Below are 20360 nucleotides of genomic sequence, written 5' to 3'. Positions count from 1 at the left end.
ATGCGGCCTGTCCGGGTGTGGGGTGTATTGGGGCCTACCTGCGTCACGCATCGAGGAGGCACACCATGCGCGGAGCCACCCATGCCAAGTGGGCCGTGTGCGCGGTCTCCGTCGCACTCGCGGCGACGGCCTGCGGCGGCGGAAGCACCGGCGGCGACGGTGCCGGAATCGTGCGCTCCTCCTGGGGCGACCCGCAGAACCCGATCGAACCGGCCAACACCAACGAGGTCCAGGGCGGCAAGGTCCTCGACCTGATCTTCCGGGGTCTGAAGAGGTACGACCCGAAGACCGGCGAGGCCGAGGACATGGTCGCCGAGAAGATCGACACCACCGACCAGCAGAACTTCACGGTCACCCTGAAGCCCGGCTGGACGTTCAGCAACGGCGAGAAGGTCACCGCCAAGTCCTTCGTGGACGCCTGGAACTACGGCGCGCACATCGACAACAAGCAGAACAACTCCCCGTTCTTCTCCAACATCCAGGGCTACGACGACGTCCACCCGGAGTCCGGGAACGCCAAGGCGAAGACGATGTCAGGACTGGTCGTCAAGGACGAGCGGACGTTCACGGTGAAGCTGAAGGAGAAGTTCTCCACCTGGCCGGAGACCCTCGGCTACCAGGCGTTCTCGCCGCTGCCGCAGGCCTTCTTCAAGGACCACGACGCCTGGCTGAAGAAGCCGGTGGGCAACGGCCCGTACACCGTGGAGTCGTACACCAGAGGCTCGTCGATGAAGCTGCGCACCTGGGACGGGTACAAGGGCCCGGACAAGGCGCAGAACGGCGGCGTCGACCTGGTCGTCTACACGGACAACAACACCGCGTACACCGATCTGATGGCGGGCAACCTCGACCTCGTCGACGACGTTCCGGCCAAGCAGCTGAAGAACGTCAAGGGCGACCTCGGCGACCGGTACATCAACCAGCCCGCGCTGATCATCCAGACCGTGGTCTTCCCGATGTACGACAAACGCTGGAACAAGCCCGGCATGGAGAAGGTCCGCAAGGGCCTGTCCATGGCGATCAACCGGGACGAGATCACGAAGCAGATCTACCAGGAGACCCGCACCCCGGCCACCGACTGGACCTCGCCCGCCCTGCACGACAAGGGCGGCTACGAGGACGGCCTGTGCGGCGAGGCCTGTACGTACAACCCGGAGCAGGCCAAGAAGCTGATCGACGAGGGCGGCGGACTGCCCGGCGGCAAGGTCCAGTTGACGTCGAACGTGGACACCGGCTCGCACCGCGACTGGATGGACGCGGTCTGCAACAGCATCAACAACGCCCTCGGCAAGGGCGCGGTGTGCACGGTCAACCCGGTCGGCACCTTCGCCGACTTCAAGAACCAGATGTCCGGCTTCAAGATGACGGGCCCGTTCCGCTCCGGCTGGCAGGCCGACTACCCGCTCATCCAGAACTTCCTCCAGCCGCTGTACGCGACCGGCGGCTCCTCGAACTACGGCAAGTTCGAGAACAAGGAGTTCGACGGGCTGATCGCCGAGGCCAACCGGGAGAGCGACCCGGTCGCGGCGGTGACGAAGTTCCAGGACGCCGAGAAGATCCTCGCCGAGCAGATGCCGGCGATCCCGCTCTGGTACCAGAACGGCTCCGCGGGCTACTCGGACCTGGTCTCGGACGTCCAGCTCAACCAGTTCAGCGTCCCGGTCTACGACCAGATCAAGGTCAGCTGAGCAACCGAGGCAGGGAGCACCCTCATGGGACGCTATGTGATCCGGCGCCTGCTCCAGATGATCCCGGTCTTCATCGGCAGTACGTTCCTGATCTTCGTGATGGTGTACGCGCTCGGCGACCCGGTCGCCGCGCTCTTCGGGGACAAGGCGCCCGACCCCGCCACCGCGGCGCGTATCCGCAAGGAGCTCTACCTCGACCAGCCGCTGTGGAAGCAGTACCTGCACTACATGGGGCAGATCTTCCAGGGCGACTTCGGCACCGCCTTCAACGGCCAGAAGGTCACCGAACTCCTCGCCAGTGCCTATCCCGTGACCCTGCGCCTGACCCTCGTCGCCCTCGTCATCGAACTCGTCGTCGGCATCACCCTCGGTGTGGTCAGCGGACTGCGGCGCGGCCGCTCCGTCGACACCTCGGTGCTGGTGCTCACCCTGGTCGTCATCTCCGTCCCGACCTTCGTCAGCGGGTATGTGCTGCAGTTCCTGTTCGGCGTGAAGTGGGCCGTGATCCGGCCGACGGTCTCTCCGGAGGCGCCGTTCAGCGAGCTGATCCTGCCCGGCGTGGTGCTCGCCCTGGTGTCGCTCGCGTACGTCACGCGCCTGACCCGTACGTCCATCGCGGAGAACGTGCGCGCCGACTATCTGCGGACCGCCGTCGCCAAGGGACTGCCGCGGCGCCGGATCATCACCCGGCATCTGCTGCGCAACTCGCTGATCCCGGTGATCACCTTCATCGGCACGGACATCGGCGCGCTGATGGGCGGCGCCATCGTCACGGAGAAGATCTTCAACATCCACGGCGTCGGCTACCAGATCTACCAGGGCATCCTGCGCAACAACGCCCCCACGGTGGTCGGCTTCGTGACGATCCTGGTGATCGTCTTCCTGCTCGCCAACCTGTTCGTCGACCTCCTCTACGCGGTCCTGGACCCGAGGATCCGCTATGCCTGAGCCGTACGACTCCCAGGCCATCGCCCCGCACGGTGGCGGCGGCGCGCTGGACCTGGCGATGAGCGAGGCCGAAGCCGTCGAGGGCGCTGCGAAGACCCCGGGCGGGCCGCTCGGCACCGGGCCCGCCGGGAAGCCGCGCAGCCTGTGGTCGGACGCCTGGTACCAACTGCGCCGCAACCCGATCTTCCTGGTCTCCGGGCTTCTCATCCTCTTCCTCGTCCTCATCTCCCTCTGGCCCGGACTGATCGCCACCGGCAACCCCCTCGAGTGCCATCTGGCCAAGGCCCAGGAGGGCTCGCAGCCCGGCCACCCCTTCGGCTTCGACAGCCAGGGCTGCGACGTCTACACCCGCACCGTGTACGGGGCCCGCGCCTCCATCACCGTCGGCGTCTGCGCCACCCTCGGGGCAGCGCTGCTCGGCAGCCTGCTCGGCGGGCTCGCCGGGTTCTTCGGCGGCTGGTGGGACGCGCTGCTCTCCCGGGTCGCGGACATCTTCTTCGGCATCCCGGTGATCCTCGGCGGCCTGGTGCTGCTCTCGGTGGTCACCAGCAGCACGGTCTGGCCGGTGGTCGGCTTCATCGTGCTGCTCGGCTGGCCGCAGATCTCCCGCATCGCCCGCGGCTCGGTGATCACCGCCAAGCAGAACGACTACGTGCAGGCCGCGCGGGCGCTCGGCGCGGGCAACGGGCGGATGCTGCTGCGGCATGTCGCCCCCAACGCCGTCGCCCCCGTGATCGTCGTCGCCACCATCGCCCTCGGTACGTACATCGCCCTGGAGGCCACTCTGTCGTTCCTCGGCGTCGGACTGCGCCCGCCCACCGTGTCCTGGGGCATCGACATCGCCAATGCCGCACAGTCCATCCGCAACGCCCCGCACATGCTGCTCTGGCCCGCGGGCGCCCTGAGCGTCACCGTGCTCGCGTTCATCATGCTCGGCGACGCGGTGCGCGACGCCCTCGACCCGAAGCTGAGGTGAGAGCCGCGATGCTGCTCGAAGTACGCGATCTGCACGTGGAGTTCCGCACCCGCGACGGGGTCGCCAAGGCCGTCAACGGCGTCACGTACTCCGTGGACGCGGGCGAGACGCTCGCCGTGCTCGGCGAGTCCGGCTCCGGGAAGTCGGTCACCGCGCAGGCGATCATGGGCATCCTCGACATCCCGCCCGGGAGGATCACCGGCGGCGAGATCCTCTTCCAGGGCCGGGACCTGCTGCAGCTGGGGGAGGACGAGCGGCGCAAGGTGCGCGGCGCCGAGATGGCGATGATCTTCCAGGACGCGCTGTCGTCCCTGAATCCGGTGCTCTCCGTCGGCGACCAGCTCGGCGAGATGTTCCTCGTGCACCGCGGCATGTCCAAGAAGGACGCGCGCGCCAAGGCGGTCGAGCTGATGGACCGGGTGCGGATCCCGGCCGCGAAGGAACGGGTCGGGCAGTATCCGCACCAGTTCTCCGGCGGTATGCGCCAGCGCATCATGATCGCCATGGCGCTCGCGCTCGAACCCGCGCTGATCATCGCCGACGAGCCCACGACCGCCCTCGACGTGACCGTGCAGGCCCAAGTCATGGATCTCCTGGCCGAGTTGCAGCGGGAGTACCACATGGGCCTGATCCTGATCACCCACGACCTGGGGGTGGTCGCGGACGTCGCCGACAAGATCGCCGTGATGTACGCGGGGCGCATCGTCGAGACCGCCCCCGTGCACGACATCTACAAGGCCCCGGCGCACCCGTACACCCGGGGCCTGCTCGACTCGATCCCGCGCCTGGACCAGAAGGGCCAGGAGCTGTACGCGATCAAGGGCCTGCCGCCCAACCTCATGGCCATTCCGCCGGGTTGCGCCTTCAACCCGCGCTGCCCGCGCGCCCAGGACATCTGCCGTACGGACGAGCCGCCGCTGTTCCGGGTCGAAGGGCCAGGGACCGCCGAGGACGGGGAGCGGCGGAGCGCCTGCCACTTCTGGAGGGAGACGCTGCGTGATGCCTGAGCAGGCCGAACCGATCCTCGAAGTGCGCGGCCTCGTCAAGCACTTCCCCCTCACCCAGGGCATCGTCTTCAAGAAGAGGATCGGCGCCGTGAAGGCCGTCGACGGCGTGGACTTCGACCTGGGCGGCGGCGAGACGCTCGGCATCGTGGGGGAGTCGGGCTGCGGCAAGTCGACGGTCGCGAAGCTCCTGATGAACCTGGAGCGGCCGACGGAGGGGGCGATCCGCTACAAGGGCGAGGACATCACGCGCCTGTCCGGCCGCGCCCTGAAGGCCGTACGCCGCAACATCCAGATGGTCTTCCAGGACCCGTACACGTCCCTGAACCCCCGGATGACGGTCGGCGACATCATCGGAGAGCCGTACGAGATCCACCCGGAGGCGGCCCCGAAGGGCGACCGCCGCCGCAGGGTCCAGGAGCTGCTCGACGTGGTCGGGCTCAACCCGGAGTACATCAACCGCTATCCGCACCAGTTCTCCGGCGGACAGCGGCAACGCATCGGTATCGCCCGGGGGTTGGCGCTGCGCCCGGAGATCATCGTCGCCGACGAGCCGGTCTCCGCGCTCGACGTCTCGGTCCAGGCCCAGGTGGTCAACCTCCTGGACCGCCTCCAGACGGAGTTCGCTCTCTCCTACGTCTTCATCGCCCACGACCTGTCGATCGTGCGGCACATCTCCGACCGGGTCGGGGTGATGTACCTCGGCCGGATCGTGGAGACGGGCACGGACGAGCAGATCTACGAGCATCCCACGCACCCCTACACCCAGGCACTGCTCTCCGCGGCACCCGTGCCGGACCCGGACGCGCGGGAGCAGCGCGAGCGGATCCTGCTGGCCGGGGACGTCCCGTCCCCCGCGAACCCCCCGTCGGGGTGCCGGTTCCGCACGCGGTGCTGGAAGGCGCAGCGGCGTTGCGAGGTGGAGGTGCCGCTGCTGGCGGTACCGGAGTCCTTCGCGGACGGCCCTCGGGCACATCCCTCGGCGTGCCACTTCGCGGAGGAGCGGCACGTGGTCCCCGACGGCACCTGACCCCAGGGGGAGGGGCTGAAATTCAGCCCCTCCGGCGTTTGAGGAGCGGGGGTCCGGGGGCTGGCCCCCGAAGCGCCGCAGGCTTTCGGGAAGGGGCGGGTCGGGGAGAAACAACACCGCAACGGGCCCGACGCACCCCCGACACGACGAACCCGCACCCTGAAGAACGTGCGGCCGTGCGGGTGCCGTGGATCGGCCGGGGCGCACCATGTCGTCCCGGCCGATCGCAGTCCCGCGGCGCGCGCCCTACAGCCCCAACGACCGCTTCAGGAAGTCCACCTGAAGCAGCAGCAGATTCTCCGCGACCTGCTCCTGCGGCGTCATGTGCGTCACCCCCGACAGCGGCAGCACCTCATGCGGACGCCCCGCCGCGAGCAGCGCCGACGAGAGCCGCAGGGTGTGCGCCATCACCACGTTGTCGTCCGCCAGGCCGTGCACGATCATCATCGGGCAGGCCTGCTCCGCCGCCCCCGACAGCCCCTCGTCCGTGACGAGAGAGTTCGCCGCGTACACCTCCGGCTGCGCGTGCGGGTCGCCCAGGTACCGCTCCGTGTAGTGCGTGTCGTACAGCCGCTGGTCGGTGACGGGGGCGCCGACGATCGCCGCGTGGAACACGTCGGGGCGGCGCAGCGCGGCGAGACCGGCCAGGTAGCCGCCGAAGGACCAGCCGCGGATCGCGACCCGGGAGAGGTCGAAGGGGAACTGTCCGGCGAGCGACCGCAGCGCGTCGACCTGGTCCTCAAGGACGACCGAGGCCAGATCGTCCCGAATCTCCTTCTCCCAGGCGGGAGTTCGCCCCGGAGTGCCCCGGCCGTCCGCGACCAGGACGGCGAAACCCTGGTCGGCGAACCACTGCGAGGTCAGATACGGGTTGTGCGCCGCCACCACGCGCGCGTGATGCGGACCGCCGTACGGGTCGAGCAGCACCGGAAGCGGACCGTCCTCCTCCCGGTAGTGCGTGGGGAGCAGGACGGCGCACGGAATCCGGCGTGCGCCCGCTTCGGTGAGCGTCAGCCTCGGCGTGATGTCCGGCCGCTCCGCGTACGAGGCGATCTGCGCGAGCTGCTTGCCCTCCCGCACCACCTGCACCTGTGCGCCCGGGTGCTCGGGCCGCGCCGAGACGAGCACCGTGACGCCGCCGGAGCGCACCGCCGAGTGCACGCCGGGCTCCTGCGAGACGCGCTCCACGCCCAGCTCGTTGACCCGGTACACATGCGTCTCGCCGGTCTCCGGGCTCTTGGCGGCCGCCCCCGCCGAGGCCGCGACCAGAAGGTCCTCGTCCGCGATGTCCAGGACAGCCCGCACCTGCAACTGCGGCCCGGTCAGCGGGCGTTCGCCCACGGTGAGGACCCGCGCCCCGCCCTCGTCCGCGATCCGCACCAGCTGCCCCGAGGGCGTCCACGCGGGCACGCCGGGCAGCAGCTCCAGCCAGTCCGGATCCTCGTCGGCGTGCACCATGCGGGTCGCGCCGGTGTCCGGGTTCACCGCCAGATACAGCTGGTCGCGCTGGTCCCGTGCCTGTACGAGCAGCAGCGGCGCACCGGCCGACGACCAGTGCACGCGCGCCAGGTACGGGTACCGGGCCCGGTCCCACTCGACCTCGGTGCGCGAGCCGTCCAGGCCGAGCACACAGAGCCGTACCTCCGCGTTGGGCGTGCCCGCCGCCGGGTACGCCACCGGGGACGGCTCCCGGTCCGGGTGCGCCGGGTCGGCGATCCACCAGCGGCGCACGGGGGCGTCGTCCACCCGCGCCACCAGGAGCCGGTCGGACTCGGGCGACCACCAGAACCCGCGCGAACGCCCCATCTCCTCGGCCGCGATGAACTCCGCGATGCCGTACGCCACGGTCCCGGGCGCCCCGCCCGGCCCCGGGTCCGGCTCGGCGAGCGCCCGGTCGTCCTCGCCCTCGGCGCCCACCACGCGCAGGGCGCCGCCGCTGACGTACGCGACATGGCGGCCGTCGGGCGCGGGGCGCGGGTCGATCACCGGTCCCGGTACGGGCAGTTCACGTGCCGTGCCCGCGCGCAGCTCGGCCGTGAAGAGGCGGCCCGAGAGCGCGAAGGACGCCAACTCCACGGCCGCGTCGGTGGCGTACCCCACGATGCCCGCGCCGCTCTCGCGGCTGCGCTCCCGGCGGGCCCGCTCCTGCGTCGACAACTGCTCGCCCGCGCCGTGCAGCAGGGCCGCCGGGTCGGCCGCGACCCGCTCCGCGGGCTCCGTCCGCGCGGCGGTGTCGAGATCGAGGACCCACAGCACGGTCTCCCGGTCCGTCCCGGAGCGGGAACGCAGGAACACCACCCGCGATCCATCAGGTGAGACGGTGAATGCGCGGGGCGCACCGAGCGAGAAGCGCTGCGTGCGTGCGTGCCGGCGAGGGAACGACGGTTTCGGCGCCCGCGGCGCGTGCGGCGCCTGCGGCGACTGTGGGGGCAGTGGGGAGGTCATGACCCGAGGCTACTGATCGTGCCGCCGCCATGCGCCCCTCGTGCTGCCATGCACCGATCCATGCCGACACACGGAAAGTTATGATCCGTAGCACTGGGTGGGTATACCCCTGGCGTGTGCCGAACTGGCGTACGCCGCCCCGGTGTTGAGGCGGTCCGAGCGGGCCGCCCGCTTGCTGTCCGACGTCCCGACGTCCCGTCGTCCTATGGAGGTGAACCGCCGTGGCCCTGTCGATTTCGGCGGTGGTGCTGTTCGCGATCATCGTCGTACTTCTGATCAAGAAGTCAGGGTTGAAGGCGGGGCACGCGCTCGTCTGTGTGCTGCTCGGTTTCTATCTGGCCAGCTCGTCGATCGCTCCCACGATCAGCGAGGTGACGACCAATGTGGCGGGCATGCTGGGCGACCTGAAGTTCTGACGAGGACGGGACCCGGGGGCGCGCGGCGCGCCTCGTAGGCTGGGGGCATGACGGAACTGGCGGACCGGCGTCTGCTTCTGGTGCACGCGCACCCCGACGACGAGTCGATCAACAACGGCGCGACCATGGCCACCTACGCCGCACGAGGCGTCCAGGTCGCGCTCGTGACCTGCACCCTCGGCGAGGAGGGCGAGGTGATTCCGCCTGCCCTCGCCCACCTCGCCGCGGACCGTGAGGACACCCTCGGCGCCCATCGCGCCGAGGAGCTCGCCGCGGCGATGAAGGAGCTCGGCGTCACCGACCACCGCTTCCTCGGCGGGCCCGGACGCTTCCGCGACTCCGGGATGATGGGCGCCGAGCAGAACCACCGCGCGGGCGCCTTCTGGTCCGCGGACGTGGACGAGGCGGCCGCGCTCCTCGTCGAGGTGATCCGCGAACTGCGCCCCCAGGTCCTCGTCACGTACGACCCCGACGGCGGGTACGGACACCCCGACCACATCCAGGCCCACCGCGTCGCGATGCGCGCCGCCGACCTCGCCGCCGACACCGGCTTCCGCCCGGAGCTCGGCGCCGCGCACACGATCGCCAAGATCTACTGGAACCGCGTGCCCCGGTCCGTCGGCGAGCGCCTCTTCACCGACCTGCGCGAGCACGCCCTCGCCGGACTCCCGTGGGCGGCCGCGCAGCTCGACGACGTACCGGGCGTGGTGGACGACGACCGCATCACCACCGCGATCGACGGCCGCCCCCAAGCCGCCCGCAAGGCCGCCGCGATGCGCGCCCACGCGACCCAGATCGCCGTGGCGGAGCCGTGGTTCGCGCTCTCCAACGACCTGGCGCAGCCGCTGTTCGACATCGAGTACTACGAGCTGGTGCGCGGCCGCTCCGGCGCGGCACCGGGAGAGCGCGAGACCGACCTCTTCGCGGGCCTGCCGGACACCGCCGACGGCCCCGACAGCACGGACAACCCGCAGCACGACCGAGGAACGGTGACCAGCACGTGAGCCCGCAAGGAAACACCCCCGGAGGCTTCACGGCCCAGCCCCTGAAGCCCGCCCGGATCCTGCTGCATCTGCTCCTCATCGCCATCGGCGCCGTCGCGGGCGCCGCGGGCGCGCTCATCCAAGCGGCCTGGTTCCCGGGCGGGTTGCTGCTCGCGCTGCTCGGCGCCGCCGGGGTCTGCTACGGCGGGGCGCGCGCCACCGGCGCCAAGGGCGGCGGCTTCGCGGCCGGTGCCGGTTGGCTGGTCGCGGTGATCCTGCTGACATCGAGCAGGCCCGAGGGCGACTTCGTGTTCGGTGCCGGACTTGGCTCGTATGTCTACTTGTTGGGCGGAATGGCCGTTGCTGTGATGTGCGCCACGGTCGCGGCGCCCTCGCAACCGATGCGCCCCGACGGCCGACTTGGCAAGTGACGTGCCACCAGGGCCCGTCTTCCCGATGCTTGCGGATCAGGCCGCGCCCGCCGCGGAGCGGCTGATGGGTGCAGTTGGTGCGGCGCATCGGCGTGCGCCCGGATCGGCCTCGTACGGGACGTACTTGGGTGATTCGGGCGTGCGTCGAGGTGCCGTGCCTGGGGGCACCTCCCGGCCGGAGGCTGGGGGAGGTGCGGGCCCGCAAACATGCAGGAAGACGGGCCCTGGGCTCCCCGGGCGGATGGGATTGACTGCGGTCGCCCGCTGAGCGCCGCGCGCGGCCAGTATGGTGGTGCGCGCCGCCGAGCTGCCCGCGCTGGCACAGTGCTTGTGCCGATGGAGGATCGGCGGGGCGGTGAAGCCGATCGGGAGAACCTGCCTTGAGTCGTGAAACTGACAGTTCGTCCTCCGGGCCCCAGGGGCGCGGTGGAGCCGCGTACCCCTCGGGGACCCCGCCGTACGGACCGCCCGGCGGCGACCGCGGCAGAGGCGGCGACCGCACTCCGCAGGGCGCGCCCTGGCAGCAGGGCGCCGAGCCCGAGGCCGAGGAGCCCCCGGCGGAGGAGTCGCCGGAGACCCAGACCACGCTGACCACCCGCATCCGGATCAACATCCCCGGTTCGCGGCCCATCCCGCCCGTGGTGATGCGTACGCCGGTCGGCGAGGGCGACAACGCGGAGGCCGGTGGCCCCTCGTCGCCGATCGGTGGCCGCAAGTCACCCGGTACGTCCGGCGGAAGCGGGCCTTCGGGTGCTCCCGCCGGTGCTCCTTCGGGTGGTTCGGCGACCGGCTCCCAGGGTGCGCCCAGGAGCGCCCCGGCGCCCGCCGCCGACGCCCCGGCCGAGAAGACCAGCGACTGGTTCGCCCCGCGCAAGCCCGCGCAGCCCACCGGCGGTTCGGCGGGCGGCCCGGGCGGCGCACTGGGCGGGCCCGGTGGCGCACCGGGTTCCGCAGGCGCCGCCGGTGGCGCCCCCGCGCCCTCCGCGCCCTCCGCGCCCCCGCCCTCCGCGCCCGGCGGCCCGTCCGCGGGTGGTACGCGCGGGGACCTGCCGTACTTCTCGGAGTCCGGTGAGGGCCCGGGACGTGGTCCGGGTGGTCCTGGCGGCCACGGTGCGCCGGGTGGTCCCGGCGGCTCCGGTGGCCAGGCACGTCCCGGTGGCCCTTCGGGCGGCCCGGGCGGACGCGGCCCCGGCGGTGGCGGTGGCGGTGCGCCCGGCCCCGGCGGTGCTCCCGGCATCGGCGGTGCGCCCGGCGACCAGGGCACGGACAACCCCCTCGCCCGCTCCAGCCTGTTCGGGCCGGGACCGGGCGGCTCGACGGCACCCGGCCGGCCCGGCCCCTCCGGACCCGCGGGCCCCTCCGGTCCGACCGGTGGTCCGGCGACCGGTGACGGCCCGGTGCTGCCCGCCGCGTTCCAGAAGAGCGCGGGCGCCGGCAACGGCATCAGCGCGGGCCCGTCAGGACCCGCCGCCCCGGCCGCCGCCGACGACACCGCCGTACTCACTCCGCAGAGCGGCGACGGACCGCCGCCCGGTGGCCGGCACGTCTCCGGTGACACCCTGACCAGCGGCATCCCCGTGGTGCCGTCAGGACCGCAGGCCGAGCCCGGCTTCCCCGGACCGTCCGCGCCGCAGTCCCGGCACACCCCGCCGGTGCTCCCGGACCCGCCCGCCCCGCGCGGCCGGCATTCGGGCGGCGACCACGGCGAGTCCGACGCGTACGCGGACGAGCCCACGTCGGCCGCCCCCGAGAACGCCAGGAAGGGCCGCAACAAGCTGGTCCTGATCGGCGCGGGCGTCGTCGTGCTCGGCGGACTCGCGTACGGCGCCGGGCTCCTGATGAACCACTCCGACGTACCGAAGGGCACCACGGTGCTCGGCGTCGACATCGGCGGCGGCACCCGCGACGAGGCCGTGCAGAAGCTGGACGCGGCGATCGCGAAGCGCGCCGACCTGTCGCTGCAGCTGGCCGTCGACGGCGACAAGGCCACGCTCAAGCCGAGCCAGGCCGGCCTCACCGTCGACACTCAGGAGACGGTCCGTCAGGCCGCGGGCAGCGACTACAACCCGGTCTCCGTCATCGGCTCCCTCTTCGGCGCCGAGCGCGTGGTCGACCCGGTGATGCCGACCGACGAGGAGAAGCTGCGGGACGCCCTGGAGCGCGTCGCGGGCACGTCCGGCTCGGCCGCCGAGGCGACCATCAAGTTCCTGCCCGGAAAGGCCGTCCCGTCGTACGGGAAGTCCGGCAAGCAGCTGAACCCGGAGGGCTCGGTGGCGGCCGTGGAGGCGGCCTACCGCACCCAGGTCGAGACCGGTTCCACCGAGCCGGTCCAGCTCCCGGTCTCCGCGGCCGACCCGAACGTCCCGAAGGCCGAGGTCGACCGGATGATGAAGGAGTTCGCCACCCCGGCGATGTCCGGCCTCATCACGGTCCGTACGGACGCCGCCCACACGGTGTCGTTCAGCCCGGAGAAGTCGATCTACAAGTTCGTCAGCGTCGTGCCGAGCGAGGACCGCACCCGCCTCGTCCCGTACTACGACCGCGAGGCCCTCAAGGAGCTGTACGGCGGCGCCTTCGACGACGTGCAGCTGACCATGGCCGACGGCTCCAAGAAGCCGGTGACACCCGCGCTAGTGGCGCAGGCCGTGAACCGCGCCCTGGTCGGCAAGACGCCCGCGGAGCGCATCGTCCAGATCGGCCCGCAGCAGCAGAACTGACCGCCGCCGCACCACCGCAACCGCACCACCGCAGTCGCACCACCCGTACGGCACGACCCCTGAAGGTCGTGCCGTACGCATGTGTACGGTGCCTCAGTTCAGCCGGGCCCGGGCAAGCCGCGCGTCCCGCCGCACCCGCTCCGCCGCCTGCGCGTCCACCGGCTCCACCACCTCCGCGTACTCCTCCAGCTCCGCCGCGCCCATGAGGAACTCGCCGCGCTGGACAAGGAGTTGGGCCCGCTCGTGGCGCAGCCGGGCCGGGTGGGAGGGGAGCAGCAGGGAGAGGTCGAGGGCCCACAGGGCGACGTCCGAGCACTCGGGGCGGGTGGCGGCCCAGGCGCGGATGTTGTTGAGGATGCGTACGACGATGTCCAGCGGGTCGGCCGGGCGCAGCATCGACGGGTCGAGCGGCCGGCCCGTCGCCCCCGAGGCGAGGAGTTCCGCGTCCGTGCCCGTCAGGACCCGCCCGCCGTCGAACGGGTCGGCGAGCACCTGGTCACCGGGCGGACCGAAGCCGACGACGAAGTGGCCCGGCAGCGCCACCCCGTACACCGGCGCACCCGCCCGGCGCGCGACCTCCGTCCACACCACCGACAGCAGGATCGGCAGCCCGCGCCTGCGCCGGAGCACCTCGTGCAGGAGGGACGACTCCAGGCGCTGGTAGTCGGCCGCCGAACCGCGGAACTCGTAGCGCCCGCCGAGGAGTTCGGCGAGCGCGGCGGCCCAGGCGCGCGCGCCGCCGGGGCCGTACGGAAGCAGCCCGGCGAGCCGGTCGAGCTCCATCTGCGCGGCGTCGATGCCCGCCTCGTCGAGCGCCGGGTCGCCCTCCGCGGCGAGCAGCAGGCAGAGCAGCGCCAGGTCGGGCCGCTCCGCGCGGGCCTCCCGCGCGAACTGCTCCCGCCGGTCCGTGGACTCCGATCCCATGGGTGCATCGTGCCCTGTCATCCGGACCGGCTCACTCCGCGGCGCGGTAGTGGTGGTAGCTGTGGTGCACCGAGAAGCCCATGCCGCCGTACAGCGCCCGAGCGGCCTCGTTGTCCTCCTCGACCTGCAGCCACGCCGCCGACGCCCCCTCGTCCAGGGCCCGCCGCGCGAGCGCCGCCATCACGGCCGTGCCGAGCCCCTGCCGCCGCTGCTCCGGGTCGACCTCGACGGCCATGAACCCGGCCCAGCGCCCGTCCACCACGCACCGCCCGATCGCCGCCGGAACCTCGCCCGTACCGGGCACGGAGGCGAACCACGTCGAAGGCCCGCTGCCGAGCACCCGGCCCACGTGCGGCCCCGGCGTCCCGAACCGCTGATAGCGCCGCAGCCACCCCTCGTCGTACGAGCGGGCGAGCCGCACCAGGTCCGTGTCCACGTCCAGGTCGCCGACCGGCGCGAGCGCGCCGATCCACACCTGCGCGCTCACCTCGCGCCCCCAGCCGCGCCGTGCGAGCTCCGCGCCGAGCACCTCCTGCGTGCCCTCGGCGCCGGTCGCGATCTGTACGTACGCGGGGAGCGCACGGCGCGCGTACCAGTCGCGTACGTACGCGAGTGCATCGTCGAGCGGCCGGCCCGGATCGCCCAGCGGAAGAACGGAGTTGGCACGCCGTGTGAACCCGGAGGCGCCCCGCAGCGTCCACGCGCCCAGCGGCTCGCTCTCCACCGGCTCCCAGGCGCGCGCGGTGACCCGGGCGAGCTCCTCGAAGGAGGCGGCGGGTCCGCGGCGACGCGCCGGGGCGGCGGGGATCACTTTCCCGGCGACCAGCGTGGATTCCGCGATGTGGACGGCCTCCCCGTCCCTGCGTGTGATCAGCAGCACACCCTGGGTCCACGATGTGAGAACCCCGACCGTATCGGTGAACTTCTGACCTGGGATTCCGGTCCCGCTCAAGCACCGAACCGACACGCGTTTTCCCACGTCAGTAGGCTTGATGTGGACTTCGAGGAGCCCGCCTCCGATGATTTCCACAGCTCAGTCCGCCCCTCCTGTTCGGATCATGACCCGGAACGGAGATACTAGGTGCGGGCATCGACGACGCCGCGCTCCCGCGCGCCAGGCGGCGGAGCCTGAGGAGGCCCGCCAGCGCCCTATCGAGGAGGAACGACAGCGTGACTTACGTCATCGCGCAGCCTTGTGTCGACGTCAAGGACAAGGCGTGCATCGAGGAGTGCCCGGTCGACTGCATCTACGAGGGCTCGCGGTCCTTGTACATCCACCCGGATGAATGCGTCGACTGCGGAGCCTGCGAGCCGGTGTGCCCGGTCGAGGCGATCTTCTACGAGGACGACACCCCGGAGGAGTGGAAGGACTACTACAAGGCGAACGTCGAGTTCTTCGACGAGCTCGGCTCGCCCGGTGGTGCCAGCAAGCTCGGCCTGATCGAGCGCGACCACCCCTTCATCGCCGGCCTGCCGCCGCAGAACCAGTAACGGCCAGTCCAGCACCTCACCCCGGTCCCGTACGGCCTCGACTGCCGCACGGGACCGCGGTTTTTTCGTACGTACGAGAAAGTGAGCACCCCCGTGAGTCCAAGCGTGGGAGCGGTCTCTTCGCGCCTTCCCGTCTTTCCCTGGGACAAGCTGGAGCCGTACAAGGCGACCGCAGCAGCACATCCGGGCGGCATCGTCGACCTGTCGGTCGGCACCCCCGTCGACCCTGTGCCCGAGCTGGTCCAGAAAGCGCTCACGGCCGCCTCGGACAGCCCGGGCTATCCGACGGTCTGGGGCACGCCCGAGCTGCGCGACGCGATCACCGGCTGGTGCGAGCGCCGCCTGGGCGCCCGCGGGATGACCCACCAGGGCGTCCTGCCGGTCGTCGGCTCCAAGGAACTCGTCGCCTGGCTCCCCACCCAGCTGGGCCTCGGCCCCGGCGACACTGTGGCCTACCCGCGCCTCGCCTACCCGACGTACGAGGTGGGCGCCCGCCTGGCCCGCGCCGAGTACGTGGCGTACGACGACCCGACGGAGCTCGACCCGGCCGGCCTGAAGCTGCTCTGGCTCAACTCGCCCTCCAACCCGACCGGTCGGGTCCTCTCCAAGGACGAGCTGACCCGCACGGTCGCCTGGGCCCGCGCGCACGGCGTGCTGCTCATCTCCGACGAGTGCTACCTGGAGCTCGGCTGGGAGGCGGAGCCGGTCTCGGTGCTGCACCCGGACGTGTGCGGCGGCTCCCACGAGGGCATCGTCGCCGTCCACTCGCTCTCGAAGCGCTCCAACCTGGCCGGTTACCGCGCGGCGTTCCTCGCGGGCGACCCGGCGGTCCTCGGCGAGCTGCTCCAGATCCGCAAGCACGGCGGCATGATGACGCCGGCCCCGGTGCAGGCGGCCACGATCGCGGCCCTCGGCGACGACACCCACGTCACCGAACAGCGCGCCCGGTACGCGGCCCGGCGCACCGCCCTGCGCGAGGCCCTGCTCGGCCACGGCTTCCGCATCGAGCACAGCGAGGCCAGCCTGTACCTGTGGGCCACGCGCGACGAGGACTGCTGGTCGACGGTGGCCCACCTCGCGGAACGCGGCATCCTCGTGGCCCCCGGCGACTTCTACGGCCCGGCGGGCGACCGCTTCGTCCGCGTCGCGTTCACGGCGACGGACGAGCGGGTCTCGGAGGCTGTGCGGAGGCTGGGCTGATCTTTCAGCCCCCGTGTGCCTTTTAGCCCCTCCGGCGGCAAAATTCAGCCCCTCCGGCGATTGAGGAGCGGGGGTCCGGGGGCGGAGCCCCCGAGGCTCCGCAGGATCTCGGGAAGGGGCGGGGCGGGGAGAAGCGCAGTGGGGCCCGGGGAGAACGCTCCCCGGGCCCCTCGTCGTACGCCGCACGCAGTGACTAGCCGAGCGACGGCAGCCCACCCGTGGGCAGCGTCTCGACCGGCAGCTCGTTCTGCGTGGCGGAGCCCGCCGTCTCACCGAGCGTCTCGGTCGCGCCACCGACCAGCCCGCCCGCGGCCTTCTTCGCGACCGGAGCGGTGCTCTTGCCGGTCTTGCCGACGGTCTTGCTGGTCTTGCCGACGGTGCTGCCCGCCTTCTTGCCCGCCGACGGCACGGCCTTCCCGGTGGCCTTGTCGCTCGCGTTGCCCGCGAGCCCGGAGACGTTGTCGGCGGCACCCTCGACGGTGTTGCCGACGCCGCCGCTGTCCGGGGCGGTCACGCCACCGAGGCTGCCGGGTGCGCCCGGCAGGTCGACGGCGCTCGCGGAGCCGGCCGCACCGACCACGGAAACTGCTCCCGCTGCGCTGAGCAGCGCGGCACGGGCGATCCGGCGGGTCAGGGGGAGGGACATGGTGCTCCTTGTGTGACGGAAGACAGTTGGTGTGTCCGCGTGGTGCCTCCGGCCTGGACCGGCGTACGGACGCCGTGACTACCGCTCGAAGCCGTCGAAGGTTGCGGGACGGCAACGTAAAGAGTTGGTAATGCGTCGCATTATCGGCTGCGACTAAAACCGGACGAACAATGCCGAATGGGTGTCCGTGCGGGCCGCTCTGCAGAATCCTCACTTCGCTTGGTACGCAAGGGAATTGACGATCTCGCGGAGGAGTGTCGGACGTACGTGCGCCGAGACCCGTGCGGCGTCGACGCGAGCTGACCCCGCTCCCTCGAACGGGTGAGGGTCCGCACTACTGGGCGGTCGTGATCACTACCTCGTCCGCGGCACCGCTCGCACCGCCCGAGGGGCCCGCCGCACCCGCGGCCTGCTCCGAAGTGTCGCCCGATGTCCCGTCCGAGGCCTTGCGCCAGGTGTGCCCGGAATCCGCGGCATTCCACTCGCGGCCCGCGTAGGAGACCCGTTCGATGCGCAACGCGGACGCGTGCGCCACCGCCCAGTGCGCCAGCTCCCAGCCGCGCCGGCCGTCCCCGCCGCGCGCCGACACCGCCGCGCTGACCGGCACCCGCAGCGTGGGCGAGGCGGCCTGCGCGCCGCCGTCCTCGGCGGGCTTGGAGTCCGTGCTCTTCGCCCGCGGCAGCACGTCGTCGCCGAAGTCCCGGACCAGCGCCTCCCGCACCCGCTCCGGCTCGCCCGGCTCGCGGGACGGTTCGGTGCCGCAGGTCAGGGTCGCGGCGGCGCGGCCGGTCAGGGCGGCGGAGAGCAGCGCGGCGTCCGGCTCGTGCTTCGCGTACGCCTGCGGGAAGCCGCTACGCTGCACGCGCTGCGCGGCCACGGTGAGCGGAAGCCGCGAGTAGCCGGGGACCTTGTCCAGGTGCTCGTAGAACTTCCCCGACGCATACACCGGGTCCATGATCTGGTCGGTGTTCCCCCAGCCCTGCGAGGGCCGCTGCTGGAACAGGCCGAGCGAGTCACGGTCGCCGTGGTCGATGTTGCGGAGCGCCGACTCCTGCAGGGCCGTCGCGAGCGCGATCGTCACGGCCCGCTCGGGCATGCCGCGCGAGGTGCCGACCGCCGAGATCGTCGCGGCGTTCACGGCCTGCTCGGTGCTCATCTCGTACGTGCCCCCGTCACCGGCCGCCGAGACCACCCGGCAGCCGGGTGCGGGCCGGCCGCCGCCCTCGTACTGCAGGAGCAGATAACCGGCGAGCGCGAGCAGCACGGCGAAGGCCGCGCCGGCACGCAGAAGGCGGCCGCGCCTGAAGCGGGTGGGGGGCTGCTCGGACACGCCGCCAACCGTACTGGAGTCCGGGATACGGCTCGCACAACGCCCTTGTGAACGGAGCACGTAGGGTCCATGGCATGCCCGAAACCGCACTTGACCTCGCCCTGGACGCCGCCCGGCTGACCGCCCAGCTCGTCGACTTCCCCTCGGAGAGCGGCACCGAGAAGCCCCTGGCCGACGCCATCGAGACCGCGCTGCGCGCCCTGCCGCACCTCACGGTGGACCGGTACGGCAACAACGTGGTGGCCCGTACGAACCTCGGTCACGCCGAACGCGTCGTGCTCGCCGGGCACATCGACACCGTGCCGATCGCGGACAACCCTCGCAACGTCCCGTCCCGGCTCGACGACGACGGTGTCCTCTGGGGCTGCGGCACCTGCGACATGAAGTCCGGGGTCGCGGTCCAGCTGCGCATCGCCCAGACGGTCACCGAGCCCAACCGCGACCTCACCTTCGTGTTCTACGACAACGAAGAGGTCGCCGCCCACCTCAACGGACTCGGACATGTGGCGGACGCACACCCGGACTGGCTGGAGGGCGATTTCGCGATCCTCCTGGAGCCCTCCGACGGTCAGGTCGAGGGCGGCTGCCAGGGCACGCTGCGGGTCCACCTGAAGCTGTCGGGGGAGCGCGCCCACTCCGCGCGCGCCTGGATGGGCGACAACGCGATCCACAAGGCCGCCCCGATCCTGGCCCGGCTCGCGGAGTACGAGCCGCGCCAGCCGTTCGTCGACGGACTCCAGTACCACGAGGGCCTCAACGCCGTCCGGATCGAGGGCGGCGTCGCCACCAACGTGATCCCCGACGCCTGCACCGTGGTGGTCAACTTCCGCTACGCGCCGGACCGGAGCATGGAGGAGGCCGAGCAGTTCGTACGGGAGTACTTCGCGGACTGCGGCGTCGAGGAGTTCGTCGTCGACGACCACACAGGCGGGGCCAGGCCCGGACTCGACCACCCGGCGGCGGCCGCGTTCATGGCGGCCGTCGGCGGCGAGGCCCGGCCCAAGTACGGCTGGACCGACGTCTCCCGGTTCAGCGCGCTCGGCGTACCCGCGGTGAACTACGGGCCCGGCGCCCCGCTCCTCGCGCACAAGGCGGACGAGCGCGTGCAGACCGCCGAGATCCTGCGCGCGGAGGAGCGGCTGCGGGCCTGGCTGGCCTCCTGAGCCGGACCGGTGCCTGAGCCCGTGGCTTGAGCCCGTGACCTGAGTCCGTGATCGTCCCGGGGCTGCCTCGTCCGGCGTTCACATCGATCTTGCTCGTAATGACGTTGTTCGTCACCCCTGTCCGCCTACGCTGAAACGGCAACAGTGTCAGCGGAAGGGGATGTTCATGGGCAATCCGGAAGCACAGGGCCCGCTGGAGGAACAGCACCTCGGCCCGGTCGTGCGGCGCCGTGAACAGGTCACGCCCGGCACCACGGACCAGCGCCTCCTCGACTCCGAGGGCGACTCCGAGTGGGTGCACACCGACCCCTGGCGGGTCATGCGCATCCAGTCGGAGTTCGTCGAGGGCTTCGGCGCGCTCGCCGAACTCCCGCCCGCGATCAGCGTGTTCGGCTCCGCCCGTACGCCGGTGGGCTCGGCCGAGTACGAGGCGGGCGTGAGCCTTGGCCGCGCGCTCGTCGAGGCCGGCTTCGCGGTGATCACCGGCGGCGGGCCCGGCGCGATGGAGGCGGCGAACAAGGGCGCCCGCGACGCCAGGGGCATCTCCGTCGGTCTCGGCATCGAGCTCCCCTTCGAGCAGGGCCTCAACCCGCACGTCGACATCGGCGTGAACTTCCGCTACTTCTTCGTCCGCAAGACCATGTTCGTGAAGTACGCGCAGGGCTTCGTGGTCCTGCCCGGCGGATTCGGCACCCTGGACGAGCTCTTCGAGGCGCTCACCCTCGTCCAGACCCGCAAGGTCACCCGCTTCCCGATCGTGCTGTTCGGCTCCGAGTACTGGAACGGACTCGTCGACTGGATCCGCAAGACCATGATCGCGGGCGGCAAGGCCTCGGAGCACGACCTGCACCTCTTCCACGTCACGGACGATGTGGAGGAGGCGGTGTCCCTGGTGACGAAGGAGGTCGGGCGGTAGCTCCCGCCCCCCCCGGCCGTACGGGAAAAGCCCCCGCACGCGCGCGTGCGGG

18 protein-coding genes are annotated in these 20360 nt (G+C 71.7%); 13 read left to right on the top strand and 5 right to left on the bottom strand.

Annotated elements, in window-relative coordinates:
* Positions 1-65: 65 nt before the first annotated feature.
* From RCO28_RS07395 to RCO28_RS07375, 5 genes are read left to right on the top strand one after another with little or no spacing between them, the layout of a single operon-like run.
* A complete protein-coding gene (locus tag RCO28_RS07395; protein WP_308940143.1) occupies positions 66-1688 on the top strand; it encodes an ABC transporter substrate-binding protein in 1623 nt (540 codons plus the stop codon).
* A gap of 24 nt (positions 1689-1712) precedes the next feature.
* Positions 1713-2636 (top strand): ABC transporter permease, encoded by a 924-nt coding sequence (locus RCO28_RS07390; RefSeq protein ID WP_308940142.1) that lies wholly within the window; start codon positions 1713-1715, stop codon positions 2634-2636.
* Positions 2629-3612 carry an ABC transporter permease gene (locus tag RCO28_RS07385; RefSeq protein ID WP_308940141.1) on the top strand — a complete coding sequence of 328 codons (984 nt, stop codon included), beginning with the start codon at positions 2629-2631 and terminating at the stop codon, positions 3610-3612. The genes RCO28_RS07390 and RCO28_RS07385 overlap by 8 nt, the downstream gene beginning before the upstream one ends.
* Positions 3613-3620: 8 nt before the next feature.
* Positions 3621-4619: an ABC transporter ATP-binding protein gene (locus RCO28_RS07380; RefSeq protein ID WP_308940140.1), complete on the top strand. Its 999-nt coding sequence runs from the start codon at positions 3621-3623 to the stop codon at positions 4617-4619.
* Positions 4612-5646, top strand: a complete 1035-nt coding sequence (locus RCO28_RS07375; protein WP_308940139.1) for a dipeptide ABC transporter ATP-binding protein — start codon at positions 4612-4614, stop codon at positions 5644-5646. Before RCO28_RS07380 ends, RCO28_RS07375 begins: the two co-directional genes overlap by 8 nt.
* A 246-nt stretch (positions 5647-5892) precedes the next feature.
* Here RCO28_RS07375 and RCO28_RS07370 read toward each other — a convergent pair whose 3' ends face one another.
* A complete protein-coding gene (locus RCO28_RS07370) occupies positions 5893-8091 on the bottom strand; it encodes a prolyl oligopeptidase family serine peptidase (protein ID WP_308940138.1) in 2199 nt (732 codons plus the stop codon).
* Between the two features lie 221 nt (positions 8092-8312).
* Between RCO28_RS07370 and RCO28_RS07365 the strand changes: the two genes are divergently transcribed.
* From RCO28_RS07365 to RCO28_RS07350, 4 genes are all read left to right on the top strand, one after another.
* Entirely contained in the window at positions 8313-8507 is a 195-nt protein-coding gene (locus tag RCO28_RS07365; RefSeq protein ID WP_282539368.1) for a DUF2304 family protein, read from the top strand.
* A gap of 47 nt (positions 8508-8554) precedes the next feature.
* Positions 8555-9511, top strand: a complete 957-nt coding sequence (gene mshB / locus RCO28_RS07360; RefSeq protein WP_308940137.1) for an N-acetyl-1-D-myo-inositol-2-amino-2-deoxy-alpha-D-glucopyranoside deacetylase — start codon at positions 8555-8557, stop codon at positions 9509-9511.
* Positions 9508-9921, top strand: coding sequence for a DUF6113 family protein (locus tag RCO28_RS07355; RefSeq protein ID WP_308940136.1), 414 nt, complete (start codon positions 9508-9510; stop codon positions 9919-9921). The genes mshB and RCO28_RS07355 overlap by 4 nt, the downstream gene beginning before the upstream one ends.
* 380 nt (positions 9922-10301) lie before the next feature.
* Positions 10302-12638, top strand: a complete 2337-nt coding sequence (locus RCO28_RS07350) for a hypothetical protein (RefSeq protein WP_308940135.1) — start codon at positions 10302-10304, stop codon at positions 12636-12638.
* A gap of 93 nt (positions 12639-12731) precedes the next feature.
* On the opposite strand, the gene RCO28_RS07345 is transcribed toward RCO28_RS07350, so the two are convergent.
* Positions 12732-13562, bottom strand: coding sequence for a transglutaminase-like domain-containing protein (locus tag RCO28_RS07345; RefSeq protein WP_308940134.1), 831 nt, complete (start codon positions 13560-13562; stop codon positions 12732-12734).
* A gap of 31 nt (positions 13563-13593) precedes the next feature.
* The gene (locus tag RCO28_RS07340; protein ID WP_308940133.1) at positions 13594-14592 is read right to left on the bottom strand and encodes a GNAT family N-acetyltransferase; all 999 of its coding nucleotides are present in this window, start codon (positions 14590-14592) and stop codon (positions 13594-13596) included.
* A gap of 140 nt (positions 14593-14732) precedes the next feature.
* Between RCO28_RS07340 and fdxA the strand changes: the two genes are divergently transcribed.
* Both fdxA and RCO28_RS07330 read left to right on the top strand, forming a co-directional pair.
* The gene (gene fdxA, locus RCO28_RS07335) at positions 14733-15053 is read left to right on the top strand and encodes a ferredoxin (RefSeq protein WP_187811607.1); all 321 of its coding nucleotides are present in this window, start codon (positions 14733-14735) and stop codon (positions 15051-15053) included.
* A gap of 105 nt (positions 15054-15158) precedes the next feature.
* Positions 15159-16253 (top strand): bifunctional succinyldiaminopimelate transaminase/glutamate-prephenate aminotransferase, encoded by a 1095-nt coding sequence (locus RCO28_RS07330; protein WP_308940313.1) that lies wholly within the window; start codon positions 15159-15161, stop codon positions 16251-16253.
* Between the two features lie 193 nt (positions 16254-16446).
* Here RCO28_RS07330 and RCO28_RS07325 read toward each other — a convergent pair whose 3' ends face one another.
* Both RCO28_RS07325 and RCO28_RS07320 read right to left on the bottom strand, forming a co-directional pair.
* Positions 16447-16899 (bottom strand): ATP-binding protein, encoded by a 453-nt coding sequence (locus tag RCO28_RS07325; RefSeq protein WP_308940132.1) that lies wholly within the window; start codon positions 16897-16899, stop codon positions 16447-16449.
* A 334-nt stretch (positions 16900-17233) separates the two neighbouring features.
* Positions 17234-18229, bottom strand: coding sequence for a heavy metal transporter (locus tag RCO28_RS07320; protein WP_308940131.1), 996 nt, complete (start codon positions 18227-18229; stop codon positions 17234-17236).
* A gap of 74 nt (positions 18230-18303) precedes the next feature.
* On the opposite strand from RCO28_RS07320, the gene dapE reads away from it, so the two are divergent.
* Positions 18304-19392, top strand: a complete 1089-nt coding sequence (gene dapE / locus RCO28_RS07315) for a succinyl-diaminopimelate desuccinylase (RefSeq protein ID WP_308940130.1) — start codon at positions 18304-18306, stop codon at positions 19390-19392.
* Positions 19393-19558: 166 nt separating this feature from the next.
* Positions 19559-20308 carry a TIGR00730 family Rossman fold protein gene (locus RCO28_RS07310; protein ID WP_308940129.1) on the top strand — a complete coding sequence of 250 codons (750 nt, stop codon included), beginning with the start codon at positions 19559-19561 and terminating at the stop codon, positions 20306-20308.
* Positions 20309-20360 lie beyond the last annotated feature (52 nt).

It is taken from the genome of Streptomyces sp. LHD-70 (assembly GCF_031157275.1).
Taxonomy (GTDB): domain Bacteria; phylum Actinomycetota; class Actinomycetes; order Streptomycetales; family Streptomycetaceae; genus Streptomyces.
The sequence above is the reverse complement of the archived record's forward strand: the minus strand, read 5'-3'. Positions and strand labels throughout refer to the sequence as shown.

Coding starts and splice junctions, on each gene's coding strand:
- RCO28_RS07395 (WP_308940143.1), top strand. CDS start 66: ATGCGCGGAGCCACCCATGCCAAGTGGGCCGTGTGCGCGGTCTCCGTC.
- RCO28_RS07390 (WP_308940142.1), top strand. CDS start 1,713: ATGGGACGCTATGTGATCCGGCGCCTGCTCCAGATGATCCCGGTCTTC.
- RCO28_RS07385 (WP_308940141.1), top strand. CDS start 2,629: ATGCCTGAGCCGTACGACTCCCAGGCCATCGCCCCGCACGGTGGCGGC.
- RCO28_RS07380 (WP_308940140.1), top strand. CDS start 3,621: ATGCTGCTCGAAGTACGCGATCTGCACGTGGAGTTCCGCACCCGCGAC.
- RCO28_RS07375 (WP_308940139.1), top strand. CDS start 4,612: ATGCCTGAGCAGGCCGAACCGATCCTCGAAGTGCGCGGCCTCGTCAAG.
- RCO28_RS07370 (WP_308940138.1), bottom strand. CDS start 8,091: ATGACCTCCCCACTGCCCCCACAGTCGCCGCAGGCGCCGCACGCGCCG.
- mshB (WP_308940137.1), top strand. CDS start 8,555: ATGACGGAACTGGCGGACCGGCGTCTGCTTCTGGTGCACGCGCACCCC.
- RCO28_RS07345 (WP_308940134.1), bottom strand. CDS start 13,562: ATGGGATCGGAGTCCACGGACCGGCGGGAGCAGTTCGCGCGGGAGGCC.
- RCO28_RS07325 (WP_308940132.1), bottom strand. CDS start 16,899: ATGTCCCTCCCCCTGACCCGCCGGATCGCCCGTGCCGCGCTGCTCAGC.
- dapE (WP_308940130.1), top strand. CDS start 18,304: ATGCCCGAAACCGCACTTGACCTCGCCCTGGACGCCGCCCGGCTGACC.
- RCO28_RS07310 (WP_308940129.1), top strand. CDS start 19,559: ATGGGCAATCCGGAAGCACAGGGCCCGCTGGAGGAACAGCACCTCGGC.